General features: G+C 73.1%; 15 protein-coding genes and 1 pseudogene. 8 read left to right on the top strand and 8 right to left on the bottom strand.

Going from position 1 to position 16,327, the window contains the following annotated elements:
- Positions 1-163 precede the first annotated feature (163 nt).
- The 3 genes from ACIA8F_RS28125 to ACIA8F_RS28115 all read left to right on the top strand — a co-directional run bounded on the left by ACIA8F_RS28125 (position 164) and on the right by ACIA8F_RS28115 (position 3,204).
- On the top strand, positions 164-1,564 hold the full coding sequence (locus tag ACIA8F_RS28125) for a hemolysin family protein (protein WP_399382870.1): 1,401 nt from the start codon (positions 164-166) through the stop codon (positions 1,562-1,564).
- Positions 1,561-2,640 (top strand): hemolysin family protein, encoded by a 1,080-nt coding sequence (locus ACIA8F_RS28120; protein WP_399382869.1) that lies wholly within the window; start codon positions 1,561-1,563, stop codon positions 2,638-2,640. The genes ACIA8F_RS28125 and ACIA8F_RS28120 overlap by 4 nt, the downstream gene beginning before the upstream one ends.
- 84 nt (positions 2,641-2,724) lie before the next feature.
- On the top strand, positions 2,725-3,204 hold the full coding sequence (locus ACIA8F_RS28115) for a hypothetical protein (protein WP_399382868.1): 480 nt from the start codon (positions 2,725-2,727) through the stop codon (positions 3,202-3,204).
- Between the two features lie 26 nt (positions 3,205-3,230).
- On the opposite strand, the gene ACIA8F_RS28110 is transcribed toward ACIA8F_RS28115, so the two are convergent.
- The 3 genes from ACIA8F_RS28110 to ACIA8F_RS28100 form a co-directional block, all read right to left on the bottom strand.
- Positions 3,231-5,180 (bottom strand): AAA family ATPase, encoded by a 1,950-nt coding sequence (locus tag ACIA8F_RS28110; protein WP_399382867.1) that lies wholly within the window; start codon positions 5,178-5,180, stop codon positions 3,231-3,233.
- Between the two features lie 400 nt (positions 5,181-5,580).
- The gene (locus ACIA8F_RS28105) at positions 5,581-6,252 is read right to left on the bottom strand and encodes a uridine kinase (protein WP_399382866.1); all 672 of its coding nucleotides are present in this window, start codon (positions 6,250-6,252) and stop codon (positions 5,581-5,583) included.
- A 29-nt stretch (positions 6,253-6,281) separates the two neighbouring features.
- On the bottom strand, positions 6,282-7,517 hold the full coding sequence (locus tag ACIA8F_RS28100) for a serine hydrolase domain-containing protein (protein ID WP_399382865.1): 1,236 nt from the start codon (positions 7,515-7,517) through the stop codon (positions 6,282-6,284).
- A gap of 524 nt (positions 7,518-8,041) precedes the next feature.
- Here ACIA8F_RS28100 and ACIA8F_RS28095 point away from each other — a divergent pair.
- From ACIA8F_RS28095 to ACIA8F_RS28085, 3 genes are all read left to right on the top strand, one after another.
- Positions 8,042-9,451 (top strand): peptidase C39 family protein, encoded by a 1,410-nt coding sequence (locus ACIA8F_RS28095; protein ID WP_399382863.1) that lies wholly within the window; start codon positions 8,042-8,044, stop codon positions 9,449-9,451.
- 84 nt (positions 9,452-9,535) lie between these two features.
- A complete protein-coding gene (locus ACIA8F_RS28090) occupies positions 9,536-9,961 on the top strand; it encodes an SPW repeat protein (RefSeq protein ID WP_399382861.1) in 426 nt (141 codons plus the stop codon).
- A gap of 157 nt (positions 9,962-10,118) precedes the next feature.
- Positions 10,119-10,277, top strand: coding sequence for an SCO1431 family membrane protein (locus ACIA8F_RS28085; RefSeq protein ID WP_399382860.1), 159 nt, complete (start codon positions 10,119-10,121; stop codon positions 10,275-10,277).
- Here ACIA8F_RS28085 and ACIA8F_RS28080 read toward each other — a convergent pair.
- From ACIA8F_RS28080 to ACIA8F_RS28070, 3 genes are read right to left on the bottom strand one after another with little or no spacing between them, the layout of a single operon-like run.
- Positions 10,252-11,184: a hypothetical protein gene (locus tag ACIA8F_RS28080; protein WP_399382858.1), complete on the bottom strand. Its 933-nt coding sequence runs from the start codon at positions 11,182-11,184 to the stop codon at positions 10,252-10,254. The genes ACIA8F_RS28085 and ACIA8F_RS28080 overlap by 26 nt on opposite strands.
- Positions 11,181-12,143: a DUF6114 domain-containing protein gene (locus ACIA8F_RS28075; protein ID WP_399382856.1), complete on the bottom strand. Its 963-nt coding sequence runs from the start codon at positions 12,141-12,143 to the stop codon at positions 11,181-11,183. Before ACIA8F_RS28075 ends, ACIA8F_RS28080 begins: the two co-directional genes overlap by 4 nt.
- Positions 12,134-12,682, bottom strand: a complete 549-nt coding sequence (locus ACIA8F_RS28070; protein WP_399382938.1) for a DUF6230 family protein — start codon at positions 12,680-12,682, stop codon at positions 12,134-12,136. Before ACIA8F_RS28070 ends, ACIA8F_RS28075 begins: the two co-directional genes overlap by 10 nt.
- 224 nt (positions 12,683-12,906) lie before the next feature.
- Here ACIA8F_RS28070 and ACIA8F_RS28065 point away from each other — a divergent pair.
- Both ACIA8F_RS28065 and ACIA8F_RS28060 read left to right on the top strand, forming a co-directional pair.
- Positions 12,907-13,428, top strand: a pseudogene (locus ACIA8F_RS28065) (TetR/AcrR family transcriptional regulator); the annotation flags it as partial.
- Positions 13,429-13,868: 440 nt separating this feature from the next.
- The gene (locus ACIA8F_RS28060) at positions 13,869-15,038 is read left to right on the top strand and encodes an acyl-CoA dehydrogenase family protein (protein ID WP_399382854.1); all 1,170 of its coding nucleotides are present in this window, start codon (positions 13,869-13,871) and stop codon (positions 15,036-15,038) included.
- A gap of 58 nt (positions 15,039-15,096) precedes the next feature.
- Here the strand turns inward: ACIA8F_RS28060 and ACIA8F_RS28055 are convergent, their stop codons facing one another.
- Both ACIA8F_RS28055 and ACIA8F_RS28050 read right to left on the bottom strand, forming a co-directional pair.
- Entirely contained in the window at positions 15,097-15,237 is a 141-nt protein-coding gene (locus tag ACIA8F_RS28055; RefSeq protein WP_399382852.1) for a hypothetical protein, read from the bottom strand.
- 202 nt (positions 15,238-15,439) lie between these two features.
- Positions 15,440-16,309 carry a GyrI-like domain-containing protein gene (locus ACIA8F_RS28050; protein ID WP_399382850.1) on the bottom strand — a complete coding sequence of 290 codons (870 nt, stop codon included), beginning with the start codon at positions 16,307-16,309 and terminating at the stop codon, positions 15,440-15,442.
- Positions 16,310-16,327 lie beyond the last annotated feature (18 nt).

Raw genomic sequence — 16,327 nt, 5'->3', positions numbered from 1 at the left:
TCCCAATGACTAACCTGGTGGGCGGGGCACGCACGTGCGTGCCCTCCCACACGCCCCGGGACCCCGTGGCCCGTGGGCACCATCGACCTGAGGAGTGACTCCCTCCAGCAATGGACGGATCGTCCGGTAGTACACGCGCCGCCCTCCCTCCGGAGGCGGCGGCATGACCATCCCGCTACTCCTGCTCGTGGCGGCATTCGCCCTGATCCTCGCCAACGGTTTCTTCGTGGCGGCCGAATTCGGCCTCGTCACCGTCGAGAGACCCGAGGCCGAACGCGCCGCGGCCGAGGGCGACCGCCGTGCCCGCACGGTCGTCGCAGCCCTGCGAGAGCTGTCCTTCCAGCTCTCCGGCACCCAGCTCGGCATCACCATCACCTCCCTCGTGGTCGGCATGCTCGCCGAGCCGGCCCTCGCCGCCCTGCTGGCCGGGCCGCTCGAAGCGACCGGCCTCCCCAAGGGAGCCGTGCCCGGCGCGGCCGTCGTCATCGGCATGCTGCTCGCCTCCGCCGTCCAGATGGTCGTCGGCGAGCTCGTCCCGAAGAACTGGGCGGTCTCCCGGCCGCTCCAGGTGGCCCGTTTCGTGGCCGGCCCGCAGCACGTCTTCTCCCGGGTCTTCCGGCCCGTCATCGCAGGCCTCAACGCCGTCGCCAACCGGCTCGTCCGGGCGCTCGGCGTGGAGCCCACCGAAGAGATGGCCTCCGCCCGCACCCCCGGCGAACTGGTCTCCCTGGTCCGCCATTCGGCCCAGGCCGGAGCCCTGGAACAGGACACCGCCGACCTCTTCGTACGGACCCTCTCGCTCGGCGAGCTCACGGCGCAGCTGGTCATGACCCCCCGGGTCAAGGTCAGCGCCCTCCAGCACACGGCCACCGCGGCCGACGTGCTCAACCTGACCCGCGCCACGGGCCTGTCCCGCTTCCCCGTCTACCGCGAGCGCATCGACGAGATCACCGGGGTCGTCCACCTCAAGGACGCCCTCGCCGTGCCCGAGTCCGAGCGCGCCCGCACCAGCGTCAGCGGGATCTGCGTGGCCCCGCTGCTGGTGCCCGGCTCCCTGCCGGTGCAGCCGCTGCTGGAACGGCTGCGCAGCGAACAGCCCATGGCCGTGGTCGTCGACGAGTACGGCGGCACCGCCGGCGTCGTCACCCTGGAGGACATCGTGGAGGAGCTCGTCGGCGAAGTCCGCGACGAGCACGACCTCGCGGAGGACGGCAGCCCCGAACTGGCCGCCGTACCCGCCGAGGACGGCCGCCCCTCCTGGGAGGCCGACGGGAGCTGCCGCGTGCAGACCCTGCGCCGGATAGGCCTGGAGGTCCCCGAAGGCCCGTACGAGACCGTCGCCGGGCTCGTCGCCGATCTGCTCGGCCGCATCCCCGCCCCCGGGGACCGCGCCGAACTGCCCGGCTGGAAGCTCTCCGTGCGCCAGGTCCGCCGCTACCGCGCCGAGCGGGTCCGCCTCGTGCGCACCGCTCCCGCGGGCCCCGGCTCCTACGGGCTCGCCTCCGACGGGTTGCCCTCCGTGTCCGCGGCCCCCGCGGAGCTGGCACAGGTGGGTGGCCGGTGAACGCGCTCCAACTGCTCTTCGCCCTGCTGCTCGTCCTGGCCAACGGCTTCTTCGTCGGTGCCGAGTTCGCCCTCGTCTCCGTCCGCCGCAGCCAGATCGAACCGCTGGCCGCCGGGTCCAAGCGGGCCCGCCAGGTGCTCCACGGGCTGGAGAACCTGCCGCGCATGATGGCCGCCGCGCAGTTCGGCATCACCATGTGCTCGCTCACCCTCGGGGCCGTGGCCGAACCGACCGTGGCCCGGCTCCTGGAGCCCGTCTTCCACGCCGCCCACGTGCCCGAAGGCCTGGTCCACCCGCTGGGCTACGCGGTGGCCCTCACCGCGGTGATCTTCCTGCACCTGGTCATCGGCGAGATGGTCCCCAAGAACCTCGCCATGGCCGCCCCCGAGAGGACGGCCCTGTGGTTCAGCCCCGGACTCGTCGCCTTCGCGCGGGTCTGCGGACCGGTCACCACGGCACTGGGCGCCTGCGCCACGCTGATCCTGCGGCTCTTCAAGGTGGAGCCCAAGGACGAGGTCGAGGCCGTCTACACCTCCGCCCAGCTCGGGCGCCTGCTCAAGGACTCCCGGCAGGCCGGTCTGCTGGAGCCGGTCGAACAGGAGCGTCTGGAGGACGCGCTGGAACTGGGCAGCCGTCCGGTCACCGACGTCCTCCTCGCCCCCGCCCGGCTGGTCACGGTCGGCCCGGCCGTCACCCCGCGCCAGATCGAGCAGCTGACGGTCCGCACCGGGTACTCCCGGTTCCCCGTCCGCTCCGACAGCGGTGCCTTCATGGGCTACCTGCACGTGAAGGACGTCCTGGACCTGGAAGACCGGGAACGGGCCGTGCCCCAGCGGGTCTGGCGCCGGATGACCACGGTCTGCTCCACGCTCCCGCTGGACGACGCCCTGACGGTCATGCGCCGGGACGCCACCCACCTGGCGCAGGTCGCGGACCCGTCCGGGCGGGTGCTCGGCCTGGTCGCGATGGAGGACGTACTGGAAACCCTGGTCGGCGAGGTCCGCGACCCGGCCCACCGCACCGCGCCGCACGCCCGCCGGCCCGAACCCCGTTCGGAGGGGGCGCTCACCGGCTGACGCCGCCGCAGGACCTCTCGTACGAGGGGTCCTGCGAAGGCGGCGGGCCGCCATACTCGTCTGAGGCGGCGGGAGGGGGCGTTCATGCGATCCGGTGAACACGGTGAGCACAGTGAAGACGGCGAACACGGCGACTTCGGCGAACGCGTGTCCGGGGAACCGGACTTCGGGGACTCGGCGCGTGCCGTGCTGGAGCTGCTGCGGGAGGATCCCGACGCACCCTCCCCGGTGGCGCGCCGACTGCGCGAGGTGCTCCTCGACGGACTGCCGCCCGAACGGGTCGGCGCCGTCGCCGCCTTCGAGCGCGAACCCCACGCACCGGCCGCGGCCCTGGCCCTCGAAGCGGTCCTGATCCAACGCGCCGCGGCCGAGCCGGAGTTCGCGGACCGGGTCCGGGCGCTGCTGCACGGCAGGCTCGGGGACGGCGGGGCGGACGAGCGATGGGCCGAGCAGTACGGCGGACGGCCCCTCTGGGCGGGCTGGTTCCTGATCGCCGCGGCCGTCGCCTTCCTGGTCCTCTCCGCCTTCGCGGCCTTCTCAGGCGAGCCCCCGGACCTGCCGTAGGGGGTGTCTTGTCGATCAGGCCGGCCTCACAGCGGCGGCGGCTCCGGCCGTTCCTGGGGGCCGCGGCCCGACAGGACCTCCCCGTAGGCCTGCATCAGGTCCGCCAGCCGCAGGGTGCAGAGGTCCTCCCGGGACGGATCACCGGTGAACCCCGACAGCCGCAGGTCCCGGTACGCGCAGCTCTTCTCGTACAGCGTGCGCAGGAACCGCCCGTTGCCCAGCTCGTCGATCCACCCCTGCTCCACCACGTGCCCGCTGATGCTCCGCAGCTCCTCCAGCGCCTCCTCGTCCCACCGGTCGCCGTTGGCGTCCGCCAGCACCCCGCCGATCGACGTGAGTTCCGGCGGCCGGTAACTGGGGAAGTCCACCCGCGTGGTGAACCGCGAGGACAGCCCCGGATTGGTGGCGAGCAGCCGGTCCATCCCCGCCGGATAGCCCGCGAGGATCACGACCAGGTGGTCGCGGTTGTCCTCCGCCCGCTTCAGGAGCACCTGCAGGGCCTCGTCGCCGTACGCGTCGCCCTTGCTGTAGCCCGAGTTGGAGAGGCTGTACGCCTCGTCGACGAACAGCACCCCGCCGATCGCCGAGTCGATCAGCTCGTTCGCCTTCACGGCGGTCTGCCCGAGGAACTCGCCGACCAGGTCCGCGCGCCCGGCCTCCACGAGATGGTCGCCGCCGAGCAGGCCCAGCGCGTAGAAGACCCGGCCCAGGATCCGCGCCACCGTGGTCTTCCCCGTGCCCGACGGCCCGGAGAAGACGAAGTGCCGTTTCGGCGGCTGCACCGGCAGCCCCTGCCCCGTCCGCAGCCTGGCCATGTGCAGCTGCGCGGAGAGCGCCTTCACCTGCCGTTTGACCGGCTCCAGGCCCACCATCCGCTCCAGCTCCGCGAGCGCCTCGGCCAGCGCCGCCGGATCCGCCGGTCCGGCCGGCAGTCCCGCGGGTGCCGCCTGCGCGGGCAGCGAGGCCTTGTGCCGTACGCCGGCCGGCAGACCCGCGCCGGGTCCCGGCGCTCCCGCGCCGTGCCGCGGCTCCGGCGGGTCGGCCGCCATCGGCGGCTCCTGGTCCGGCTGCCCGTCGGCGGCGACCCCCTGGACGGGACCGCCGCCCAGCGCCACCGCCGCGAAGTCCCCGCCCGCCGGGGCCGCTCCGTGCCCGCCGAAGGCCTCGTAGCCGCCGCCGCTCGCGTATCCGGCCAGGCCGTCGGCGTCCTCGCTGTCCTCGATCGCCGTCAGCCGGGCCGCCGTGTCCATGAACGCCGGGTCCACCCGGTGCACCGCCCGGTACAGCGGCAGGGCCGCCGCGCTGCGCCCGGTCCCCTCGTGGGCCCGCGCCAGCCAGTACCGCAGCTCCTTGCGCTGGGGCTGCTCGCTGCGGCAGCGCATCAGGGAGGCCGCCAGCAGCGGCTCGGCCTGCCCGTACATCTCCAGCCGGACCCGGGCCATGCCGCCGAACAGGCCCGCCTCGATGCCCAGGAGCGGATCGTCGACCAGCGATTCGGTGGAGCGGACCAACTGCTCCCAGTCCTTGACCAGGTACGCCCGGCAGGCGTGCAGGAAGCGCACCTGGGGGTCGGTGTCCACGGGCGGCAGAGCGGCCAGCGCCTGGTCCAGCTCGGGGACGTGGCGCCCGTCCAGCCAGTGCGAGGCGTGCGCCAGCAGCAGGTCCCGCCGGGTCTCCAGCACCGGCTGCACCCACCAGCCCAGCCAGTACCAGGAGTTCAGCGTCCGCCGGTGGCGGGCCCGCTGTTCCCCGAAGCGGTCCTGGTGGGCGTACATGCGCAATAACGCGTTGGTGGTGTCGACGCGGAGCGCGTGCAGGCCCAGCCAGCCGTCGGCCATCGCCGGATCGAGTCGTACGGCCGTCCGGAACTCCTCCTCGGCCTGCGGGTAGGCGCCCATCGTGCAGGCGTCCACTCCTCGCAGCCAGGCGAGTTCGGCCGGGGCGTGCGCGCTGCTGCCGTGCGCGGCGAAGTCCATCACATCCCCCACAAGCCTGCCCCCGTGGTGCCCAGCAACCCCCGCGATGCGCACGCGAGTTGTTCCTGCGCCGATGAAATCAGGGGTGCATCGTACCTGCGGTTACGCACCTTACGTAGGGTGCGTCGAAGACGGGCCGGGTACGGATCCGGGCGGTCCGCCGTGACGGAGGGTGAGGGAATGGCCGAGATGTGCCCCCTGCGACGCGGCGGCGGAGGAGTGCCGGGCGGGACGTCGCGGGGGACCGGCGGACAGAACGAAGCCCCCGATCACGGGGGAACAATCAGGGGCTTCGCGTCCGTGGCGGCCGGTGAGAGCCGCTTCCACAGAACGTAAGGCCGTCCCGGTCCCGGGTCAAGCGGCTTGGAGACACCCGCGGGGCGGTCCTTTCCGTGGCCCTTCAGGCCTGGGGGGCCTCGTCACCTTCCGTCACGAGAGCACCTGTTCCGGCCGCCCCGGCCGCCCCGGAAGTCCACTCGTATCCCGTACTGCTCTGCCGCACCAGGGTGTCCGCGAAGGGGCGCGAAGGATCATCCGAGAAGTGCGCGAGCTCCGCGCGCTCCCATCCGTCCCAGAAGTCGGAAAGTTCGCGCCCGTCCCGGTTGCGTCCGCGCCCCCACGACTGCGCACGCGGCGTCTCCATCCACAGCAGCCGCGCCAGGTGCGGGCGCAGGGCGCGCCGTCCGGCACCGACCCCCTCGACGAGCAGCACCGGACCGGGCTCCAGCACCCGCTCCGGCCCGAACCGCCGCTCGACCCAGTCGTACGGGGCCCAGTGCGCGGCCCGCCCCGCGGCGAGCGGCTCCAGCACCTGGGCGCGCAGCCGCCCCACCCAGCCGAACAGCTCCTCATGGGTGGCCACATCGTCCAGCCGCACCACGGGAACCCCGCCCAGGGCCTCGGCGAGCACCCCCGCGAAGGTGCTCTTCCCGGAGCCGGCGTGCCCGTCGATCCCGATCACCCGGACCGGCCCGAGGGAGGGCGGCAGCGCGGCGATCTCGCGAGCGAGGGGCTGGACCGATGAAAGCGCAGAAAGCGACGGAAGGGACGGAAGTGACGGCTGAGTCTCCACGCCCCCAGCGTATGACGTCGGCCGGGGGCTCAGCCCCCGGAGGGCGTGGCATCAGGGGTGGCGTCGGGCTGCGCTTCGGCGGGCAGCGACCACACGTGGTCCGGAGTGGCGATCTCGGTGACGGTCCTGCCGATGAGGGTGCTGAGGCTCCCGTCGTCCTGGTCCCGGTCCTCGTCCGAGTTGACGATGACGACGAGGACCACGTGGTCCTGCGGGAGCTCGGCGGCGACCGTCTCGTAGCCCGGGAGCTCTCCGTTGTGCCCGACCCAGCCGTTCACCTCGGCGATCCCGAGGCCGTAGCCCACGCCCGGGTATCCGGTGGGCAGGGCCCGCATCCGCTCGGCCTGGGTGCCGGGCTTCAGGAGCGGACCTCCGCCCGCCGTCCGCCCGCCGGTCAGCGCGGGGACCCAGGTGTGCAGATCGTCCAGCGTGGAGGTCATGGCCCCGGCCGCCCAGGCCCACGAGGGGTTCCACGAGGAGGCATCGACGGACGCGCCGCCGGGCGAGAACGTCGTGTAGCCGTGGGCGTACGGGCTGGGGATCTCGGCGCCCTTCGGCAGCGCGGTGTCCGCCAGCCCGACCGGTTCGAGCACGTGGTCGCGCAGGTAGTCGGCGAGGCTCCGGCCGCTGAGCTGCTCCACGAGCACGCCGAGCAGCACCGTGTTGGTGTTGCTGTACTCCCACTTGGCCCCCGCACTGAAGTCCATGGGGTGCTTGAAGGCGACGCCCAGCAGTTGCTCAGGGGTGTACGTACGGTTCGGATCGGCTTGCAGCTCGGCCAGCCAGGCAGTGTCGGCGGTGTAGTTGAAGAGTCCGCTGCGCATGTCGGCGAGCTGGCGAATCGTCACGGCGTCCGCGCCGGCCACCCGCTTCAGCTGCTCGGCGAGCGGCCCGCGCAGGTACTGCAGGACGGGGGCGTCGAGGCGGAGCCTGCCCTGGTCGACGAGCTGGAGGACGGCCGTGATCGTGAAGGTCTTGGTGACGCTGCCGATGCGGGTGTGCAGGCCGGTCTTCATGGCCTGGCCCGTGGCGGTGTCCGCGGTGCCGAAGGCACGCTCGTAGGAACCTCCGCCCTCGAACCACAGGCCGACGCCCACCCCCGGTATGCCGGCCTTCTTCATGGCCGCGGTGATGGCACCGTCGAGGCGCTCGGCGGTGGCCGCGTCGACATCCGCCGCCCGCCCCTCGGGCAGGGTGCCCGCGCACAGCGTGGTCAGCACTAGGGAGGCGGCGGCGATGGCCGGGACGGCCCGGAACCTACGCATGACGGATCACCCCTGAACCGGGTTCCCCGAGCCTTTCCTCCCATCCTAGGAACGGGCCCGCCCCCCGGCCACCGGGTGCCCCCGAGCGCGGCTTGGCGGACCCTGCGGGGCTAGGTCCCCTACCCGCCCTCCGCCGGAGGGGCTGGGAAGGGGTACCGGGCTGCGCCCGGACCCCTCGCCTCAAACGCCGGCGAGGCTGGATTTTGGCCGGCGCAGCCTGCATGTGCGGGTACGTGCCAAACGAATCGAGCCGGCCGCCTGCCAAAACCCAGCCCCTCCGGCGTTTGAGGAGCGGGGGTCCGGGGGCTGGCCCCCGGGTACGGCGCCGCACCCGGCAAGGGTCCGGGCGGAGCCCGGGGAACGGTGGAAGGGCGGGTAGGGGACCTCCCCCGCAGGGCCGCCCAGCCGTGCGGGCCGGCCCGGCGTCACCCGGACACGGCATCGCGGCTTCGCCGCCCGGCAGCCGGGAACTGGAAGGGTGTGCGGGAGCCGACCCGCCGCACCGACCCCTGGGGGCCACGCCGATGACCGCACCCACACCCCGCCGCGCCCTCCTGGCCGTGGCCCTCGCGGCCGCCACCGCGGCCACCGTCCCGGGCGGCCGGGCCTCCGCCGCCGGGCCGGGCCCGGAGCCGATGACCCCGGCCCCGGCTCCGGCCCCGGCCCCGGTCCCGGAAGGAGCCACCGGCGGAGCCACCCGCAAGACGGTGGACAACCGCTTCTGGTACTCGTACGCCCACTGGACCGCCGGCCTCCACCAGGGCACCACCGCCCTCGGCGGCGCCCGCCCCGGCCTGGAGATCAAGACCCCGACGGGCCGCAGGGAGTACGCCGACCCGCACACCGGGAAGAAGAGCACCTGGGAGTACGCCGTCTGGACCTCCCCGGTCCACGCCTCCACCGTCCCCGCCACGGAGGCCATCGCCTCCTGGAACGCCCGCACCCCCGCCGGCACCTGGATCCAGACCGAACTGCGCGGCACCTACACGGACGGCACCGCCACCCCCTGGTACGTGATGGGCCGCTGGGCCTCCGGCGACGGCGACATCCGGCGCACGTCCGTGGACGGGCAGACCGACGGCAAGTCGACCGTCTGGACCGACACCCTGGCCGTGGACGCCCCCGCGAGCGGGCTGCGGATCAAGGACTGGCGGCTGCGCCTGACCCTGTACCGCAAGCCCGGGGCGAGCCGCGGCCCCACGGTGTGGCTGGCCGGCGCCATGGCCTCGGACGTCCCGGACCGGTTCGGCGTCCCGGCGTCCACTCCGGCCGGCGGGGCCCACGAGCTGAAGGTGCCGAGGTACTCGCAGGAGACGCACGCCGGGCAGTACCCCGAGTACGACAACGGCGGCGAGGCCTGGTGCAGCCCCACCTCCTCGCAGATGATCATCGAGTTCTGGGGCCGCCGGGCCAGCGCCACCTCCGTGGCCTGGGTCAAGAAGGAGTACGCGGACCCCCAGGTCTGCCACGCCGCCCGCTCCACCTACGACTCCGCGTACAAGGGCTGCGGGAACTGGCCCTTCAACGCCGCCTACGCCGCCACCTACCGGCAGCTCGCCGGCGTCGTCACCCGCCTCGGCTCCCTCGCCGACCTGGAGACGCTGGTGCGGGCCGGGGTCCCGGTCATCACCTCCCAGTCCTTCACGGCGGAGGAGCTCACGGGCGCGGGCTACGGCACGGCCGGGCACCTGATGACCGTCATCGGGTTCACGGCCGCGGGCGACGTGATCGCCAACGACCCGAACTCGGCCGACAACACGGCCGTGCGACGGGTCTACAGCCGTCGGCAATTCGAGAACAACTGGCTGCGGACCAAGCGCCACAACGCGGCCGGCAAGGTCGTCTCGGGCACCGGAGGCGTCTGCTACCTCTACGGTCCGATCCGGCCGAACCCGGCCCAGGTCCTCGCGCTGCGGGCGGTCGGAGTGCTCTGAGGTTTTGCGTTGCACCGAACGGCATGTAAGCGGAACATAAAGGGCAAAAGGGCAAGAGGAGCTTCTCATAGGAGGCAGCCCGCCATGACCACCCAACCGAGAATCGAACACCACCCCGACCTCGCTGAGATGCGTTCGCGCTTCGAGCGGGTCACCAGCACCCCGGGTGCCCAGGTCGTCGAGGCGCTCGCCCTGATGACGGGCCTCTACATCGCCGCGTCGCCGTGGATCGCCGGATTCAGCGGGCTCGGCTCGCTGGCGATCAACAACCTGATCGCGGGCCTGGCCTACTGTCTGTGCATGAGCGGACTCGGCTCCGCTTACGAGCGCACCCACGCCATGGCCTGGACGGCAGTCGGTCTCGCCGCCTGGACGATCGTCGCGCCCTTCGTCATCTCCGGCGACGTCAGCACCACCCGCACGGTGTGGAGCAACGTCCTCGCCGGCGGCATCGCCCTGTGCCTGGCCCTGGCCATGGCGGGCATGGCGGGCCGCAACCGCACCACCTGATGCGCACCACCTGATGCGCACCACCTGATCCGAAGCGCACGACGTACGACCGACCGCTCACGCCCCCGGTCCGCATCCAGCGGCCGGGGGCGTGAGACATGCCACCCGTGACCATCGTCTCTACCGCGAGCGCCGCCTCCGCTGTCACATTGGAGACATGACCGCACACAGCGCCGCCCCGACCGCCCGCGCCCGTGACCTGGCCCGCACCGGCGGACCCGAGGACGATTCCTCCTCCTGGCTGGAGCACGTGCTCGGCTGGACCCTGGTCGTGGTCGTGGCCATGTTCGTCACCCAGGTCGGCTGGTTCTTCTAGCCTCCGCCCCGGCCCCGGCCTTTGTCGCGGCTCCCGCCTCCGCCTCCGGCTCCACCCGCCAGTGCCCGTCCGGGATGCCCACCAGCCCGTACAGCAGCCGTACGGGCGAGCGCGCCGGCAGCAGCACCACCCCGGCCAGCAGGGCGAAGGCCCCGATCCCGGCCCACCACCCCAGCAGCCGGACGAGGACGCTGGCGCCCAACGCCCCCGCGAACGGCAGCCCGTAGACCCCCGCCCCGGCGATCGCCACCGCGATCACCCGGGGCACCTTGAGGTCCGCCGCGGCGCCCGGCAGCCGCCAGCCCTCCACCAGCCAGCCGATCTCGGCCAGCAGCATCGTGCCGATGACGGCCGTCCCGAAGATCAGTACGGCCAGGAAGGTGCCGGAGGTGGCGAAGGCGAGCATGCCGTTCGCGACGCCTTCCGCCCGCCAGTCGGCGAAGGCCTGCGGATCGGCGCTCAGCAGCCGCTCGTACCCCCTGCCGTCCCACCCGTGGATCAGGGTGAAGAACAGCAGGAAGTACCCGGCCACCGCCTGGAGGTACCCCCAGTACCCGGCCCCGACCAGGACGAACAGCCGCGCCACCAGGAAGCCGAGCAGCGCGCCGACCACCACCGAGGCCCCGTAGAAGAGGGCGAAGCCGGCCCACACCCCGTCGTGGTCGCGGGCCGCGTGCATGGTCGACCAGGCCGGGTTCTGCCAGAGCAGGTACGCCCCCGTGGGGGCGGGCAGCAGGGCCGCGTAGAGCAGGGTGAGGGCCAGGTACGGATTGGCCGCGCGGCTCCTCGTGCGGACCCCCTCGCCCCGGACCGACCGCTCCCACCACTGGAGCTGGCGTCCGGCGGCCACCGCGAAGGTGGCGCCGATGCCGTACGCCCACAGCGGCGCGGCCTGCACGGGGATCACGAGGCCACCAGCCGCAGGTCGTCGGTGCGGATCACGTCGGAGGTGACGAGCGCCTGCTCCGCGCTCACCCGGGTCATGAAGACGAACGGCGGGATGACCGGGGGAGCGGGCAGTCCGTCCGGGCTGAAGGTCACGCACAGCAGGCCCTCGATGCATCCGCTGAACCTCGTCAGGTACAAGGTCACGTCGCCGCTCAGGTCGAGCTTCCCGGCGGCGAGCCCGTACTCCTCGCGGCCGTCCCGGCTGTGCAGTTCGTAGTCGGTGAGCGTGGCCGCCCGCATCCGCAGCACCAGCACCTTCAGCGGGCCGTCCACCGTGGGCACGTCGGTGACCCCCGCGAAGGCGAACCCCTGCGGGGCGAAGAGCGAGGTGGTTACGGTCGGGGGAGTGCGCGCCGCCATCGGCGGACCGGCCCGGGCGGCCCTCGCCTCCCCGGTGCCCGCCACCAGCGAGGCGAGCAGCAGCACCGGCAGCGCGGCGGCCAGCGTGCGCGGCCCGCTGCCGTCCAGGCTCGGTACGTACGGGCCCTCCTCGCCCGCCTCCGGACCGGGCCGCGGGGTCCAGCCGAAGGCCAGCGCGCTGCCCGCGATGCCGAGCAGCATCCCGACGAGGAAGCCCCCGAGGTTGGTCGCCACGAAGGACAGCACCGAGAGCAGCAGGGCATGGATCGAGACGTAGGCCCGGGTCTGCGGCAGCAGCCACAGGAACAGCCCGGCGGCGATCAGTGCGAGGCCGATCCCGATGGCCGCGATCCCGCCGAGACCGAGGCTGACCAGCACGGTGAGCGGGGAGAGCGGGACCAGCAGCAGCTCGGTCCCGCCCAGGATCACCAGCAGGCCGCCCCAGAAGGGCCGGGTGCGGCGCCAGGCGCGCAGCCGCCGCCGGGGGCCGGGCAGTGGGAGGCGGCGTTCCAGCCACCCGCTGCCCGGCCCGGCGGCCTCGCGCAGGCCTAGAAGCACTTCTTGCCGTCCAGGCTGACGTTCAGCTTCAGGCCCTTGAGGTGGAAGTTGCCGCCGGTCGCCGACCAGGCGTGCGACTTCACGTCCACGACCTCGATGTCCCCGGCCTGGAGGCCGAACTTGCCCGCCTCGCCCTTGATCCCGCCGACCTGGTCGAGGGTGGAGGCGTCGCGGCCGATCTGGGCCGTTCCGAAGACGGCGTCGCCGGCCAGGTCCTCGCCGTCGATGACGAGATTGCTGGCGGTGACGGTGCCGGCCGGTCCGCCGGCGGTCAGCTTGAACACCACCGTGCCCACCGGGGTGTCCACCTCGGCGGCCTGGCAGATGTCCGTGAGGGTGGCCTCGCCGATGCCGAGCAGGGCGACGGGATGGCCCTTGCCGTCGACGGAGCGGTCCGTCTGCACGTAGGAGGCCAGTCCCTTGCTGCTCAGTTTCGACGAGGAGACCTGGAAACTGGTCCCCGAGACGGCGAAGGAGGCGGCGAGCGCGCCCTGCGCCATGACCATCGCCATCGCCCCGACCGCGACGACCGCGGGCATCGCGACGGCGGCGGTCTTCTTCCAGTGGACCCGGCCCTCGGGCGTCCTCCTCCTCGGGCCGGTCGTGCTTCCGGGGCTCGTCGTGCTCGTCGTGCTGGTCCTGTCGGTGCCCATGAGGTGGTCCTCCCGTACGTCGTCCGGTGCGCAGGGGGAGTGCAAAGGGGGGTGCTCAGAGGTCTGCCATACTGCGGGCATCCTGTGGCAGTTCGAGGCTAGGGCTGAATTTGAATAATAGTCAACAGCGCGGAACGAGCGGACGTTCGCAGGTTCGGCGGGCCGAACTCATAGCGATCGGACGCAAGTTGTTCGCCGACACCTCGTACGACGCGCTCTCCATGGACGACATCGCCAAGCACGCGGGTGTGGCCAAGGGGCTCATCTACTACTACTTCAAGAGCAAACGCGGCTACTACCTGGCCATCGTCGAGGACTCGGTGGCCGAGCTCGTGGCCCGCGCCGCGGGCGAGAGCGAACTGCCCACCGCGCAGCGGGTGCGCACCACCATCGACGGCTACCTGTACTACGCCGAGCACCACCAGGCCGCCTACCGCACCATCGTCACCGGCGGCGTCGGCTCGGACTCCGAGGTCCTCGCCATCCGCGACGCCGTGCGCGAGGAACTCATGGCGACCATCGCGGAAGGCGCGTACGGCCGCCGCGAGATCCCGCCGATCGCCCGGCTGGCACTCGTCGGCTGGCTGGCGGGCGTCGAGGGGAGCACCCTCGACTGGATCGGCCCGGCGCAGGCTCCGGCGGACGCCGCGGCGCGGGTACCGGCGCAGGTCCCGGTGCACGAGCCGGTGCAGGTCCCGGTGCACGACCCCGACGGGTCCCCGGCCACGGTCCCCGCCCCGGCGCCGGCCCGGGAAGGCCGTGGACCAGGGACTCCCGGCGGGCCGGGGCACCCGGACCGGGCGGAGTTCGGCGCGCTGCTGGTGCGCACGCTGCGCGCGACCCTGACGGTGATCGAGGAGTTCGCCCCCGAATGCCCGGCTCCGCCCCTCCCCGAGGAGGATCTCGTACCCGTGACGGGAAGCCCCTGATCGGGCATACTCAACCGCCGCAGCCTCTTGAACAGGACCTTCCCGCGATCCGGGAGGGCACCATCGGTTGTGAGCCCCGAGACCCGGCGACGCGTACCACCCTCACGCGCCGCCCCGTGCTTGAACGTGAGGAGAGCGCTGCCATGACCGACCGCGCGCCGCAGGTGGACCGATCGCTGCCCACCGAGGAGTCCCGAGACCTGCTCGCGCTCGTACGCGAGATCGCTCAGCGGGAGATCCGCCCCCGGGCCGCCGAGGAGGAGGACGCCGGCCGCTTCCCCCGGGAGGTCTTCTCGCTGCTCTCCGAGGCCGGACTGCTCGGGCTGCCGTACGCCGGCGAGTTCGGCGGCGGCGACCAGCCGTACGAGGTCTACCTCCAGGTGCTGGAGGAGCTGGCCGCGGCCCGTCTGACCGTCGGGCTCGGCGTCAGCGTGCACTCGCTGGCCTGCCACGGCCTGGCCGGGTACGGAACCAAGGAGCAGCAGGGCGCCCACCTGCCCGACATGCTCGGCGGCGGACTGCTCGGCGCGTACTGCCTCTCCGAGCCGTCCTCTGGCTCGGACGCGGCCTCCCTGACCACCAAGGCGGTCCGGGACGGCGAGGACTGGCTGATCAGCGGCACGAAGGCGTGGATCACCCACGGCGGCGTCGCCGACTTCTACACGGTGCTGGCCCGCACGGGCGCCGACGGCCCCAAGGGCATCACCGCCTTCCTGGTCCCGGGCGACGCGGAAGGCCTCACGGCGGCGGTCCCCGAGAAGAAGATGGGCATGAAGGGCTCGCCCACCGCCCAGCTGCACTTCGACGGCGTACGGGTCCCCGACACGCGCCGCATCGGCGAGGAGGGCCAGGGTTTCACCATCGCCCTGGCCGCCCTGGACGCGGGCCGCCTCGGGATCGCCGCCTGCGCGATCGGCGTGGCCCAGGCCGCGCTCGACGAGGCCCTGGCCTACGCCCTGGACCGCAAGCAGTTCGGGCACCCCATCGCGGACTTCCAGGGCCTGCGGTTCATGCTGGCCGACATGGCGACGAAGATCGAGGCGGGCCGCGCGCTGTACCTGGCGGCGGCCCGGCTGCGGGACGCGGGCAAGCCCTTCTCCCGCCAGGCGGCCATGGCCAAGCTCTTCTGCACCGACGCGGCGATGGCCGTTACGACGGACGCGGTCCAGGTCCTGGGCGGCTACGGCTACACGGCCGACTTCCCGGTCGAGCGGCTGATGCGCGAAGCGAAGGTCCTCCAGATCGTGGAGGGCACGAACCAGATCCAGCGCATGGTGATCGCCCGCCACCTGGCGGGCCCGGAATCCCGCTGACGGGCGGGCGCGTGGGCCTGTGAGGGGCCCGTTCCCGGGCTGTGCGGCCCGTCTGCGCTCAGCCGCCGAAGAGGGGGCCGGTCGGCCAGATGGGGGAGGAGGCGATCCGGGACCACTCCGGGTCGCGCTGCCCCGGCACGGTCCGGCCGTCCTCCTCCCACCGGGTGCGCAGTGCACGGTAGATGGGCGGGTCGGGCACCTGCCGAACCGATTCTTCGTGCCCTGCGGCGGGTGCCCGCCGGCGGCGTCCCACCCTCGGCGGGGAAGTCTCCATCGTGGTCATACCGGGCCAACGCGCCACCGGACCCACGGGTAACCCCGCCCATCCGTTCGACCCTTCCCCTACGGCTCCCCCCGCGACGCCGCCGCGGTTCCCCCGCGACGCCCCTCCGGCTCCCCGCTCACGCCGGTTCGACGGGCAGCCACAGCTCGCAGGTGGCGGTGCTGAAGTCATCGGCGCGCTCCAGGAACGCGACGATCGAGGGACCGGGCCGCAGGCGCCACGGGTTGGAGGGGAACCACTCCGTCGCGGTCGCGGCCCACGTCGTCTGCAAGGCCTGCGGAAAGGGGCCGGCGGTCCGGAAGACCGCCCACATCCCGGCCGGCACCCCGATGACGTCCAGATCACCGGGGGCCGGGGACCCGCTCCCCACGGCGACCCCGTGCAGGTAGGTCAGTTCGCTCCCCTCCGTGCCGTCGGGGTCGACCCCGTCGGACACCTGCAGCAGGCCGGCCGGTTCCGTGTCGCCGAGGGCCTTGAGCCGCAGGTGCTCCTCCAGCGGCAGCGCGGCGATGTGCCGCTGGATGTGCGGGTTGACGCCCTCGTGGATGAGCGGAACCCGGGCGGCGTGTCCGACCAGCCGGAAGGCGGGGCGGTCGATGAGGCGGGTGTCCATGGGGGTGCTCCCTTCGACGGTCAGGCGGATCCTGAGCCGTGGCTGTGTGCGCAGGGGGCCTCCGTCTCGGCGCACGTCGCGGGGCCCGACGCCGTGGACCGCGCGGAACGCGCGTCCGAACGCCTCGGTCGAGCCGTACCCGTACCGCACGGCGATGCCCAGCAGATCGTCCTCGCCCCGGACGACGTCGCCGGCGGCTACGGTCATCCGGCGCCGTCGCACGTACTCGGACAGCGGCATGCCGGCCAGCGACGAGAACATCCGGCGCAGGTGGTACTCGGTCGTACCGAGCTCCCCGGCCAGTCCGCGGACGTCGAGCTCCTCGGCGAGGTGTTCCTCGACGAGGTCCACGAGCCGGTTGAGTGCCGAGATCACGAGGCCTCCCTATCGGTG

Source organism: Streptomyces sp. NPDC051563 (assembly GCF_044454225.1).
In the GTDB taxonomy this organism is placed as follows: Bacteria; Actinomycetota; Actinomycetes; order Streptomycetales; family Streptomycetaceae; genus Streptomyces.
This window is presented reverse-complemented; position numbering and strand designations above follow the sequence as displayed.

Excerpts from the sequence above, each read along its gene's own strand:
- ACIA8F_RS28125 (WP_399382870.1), top strand. The coding sequence starts at position 164 with ATGACCATCCCGCTACTCCTGCTCGTGGCGGCATTCGCCCTGATCCTC.
- ACIA8F_RS28115 (WP_399382868.1), top strand. The coding sequence starts at position 2,725 with ATGCGATCCGGTGAACACGGTGAGCACAGTGAAGACGGCGAACACGGC.
- ACIA8F_RS28110 (WP_399382867.1), bottom strand. The coding sequence starts at position 5,180 with ATGGACTTCGCCGCGCACGGCAGCAGCGCGCACGCCCCGGCCGAACTC.
- ACIA8F_RS28100 (WP_399382865.1), bottom strand. The coding sequence starts at position 7,517 with ATGCGTAGGTTCCGGGCCGTCCCGGCCATCGCCGCCGCCTCCCTAGTG.
- ACIA8F_RS28095 (WP_399382863.1), top strand. The coding sequence starts at position 8,042 with ATGACCGCACCCACACCCCGCCGCGCCCTCCTGGCCGTGGCCCTCGCG.
- ACIA8F_RS28090 (WP_399382861.1), top strand. The coding sequence starts at position 9,536 with ATGACCACCCAACCGAGAATCGAACACCACCCCGACCTCGCTGAGATG.
- ACIA8F_RS28085 (WP_399382860.1), top strand. The coding sequence starts at position 10,119 with ATGACCGCACACAGCGCCGCCCCGACCGCCCGCGCCCGTGACCTGGCC.
- ACIA8F_RS28070 (WP_399382938.1), bottom strand. The coding sequence starts at position 12,682 with ATGCCCGCGGTCGTCGCGGTCGGGGCGATGGCGATGGTCATGGCGCAG.
- ACIA8F_RS28060 (WP_399382854.1), top strand. The coding sequence starts at position 13,869 with ATGACCGACCGCGCGCCGCAGGTGGACCGATCGCTGCCCACCGAGGAG.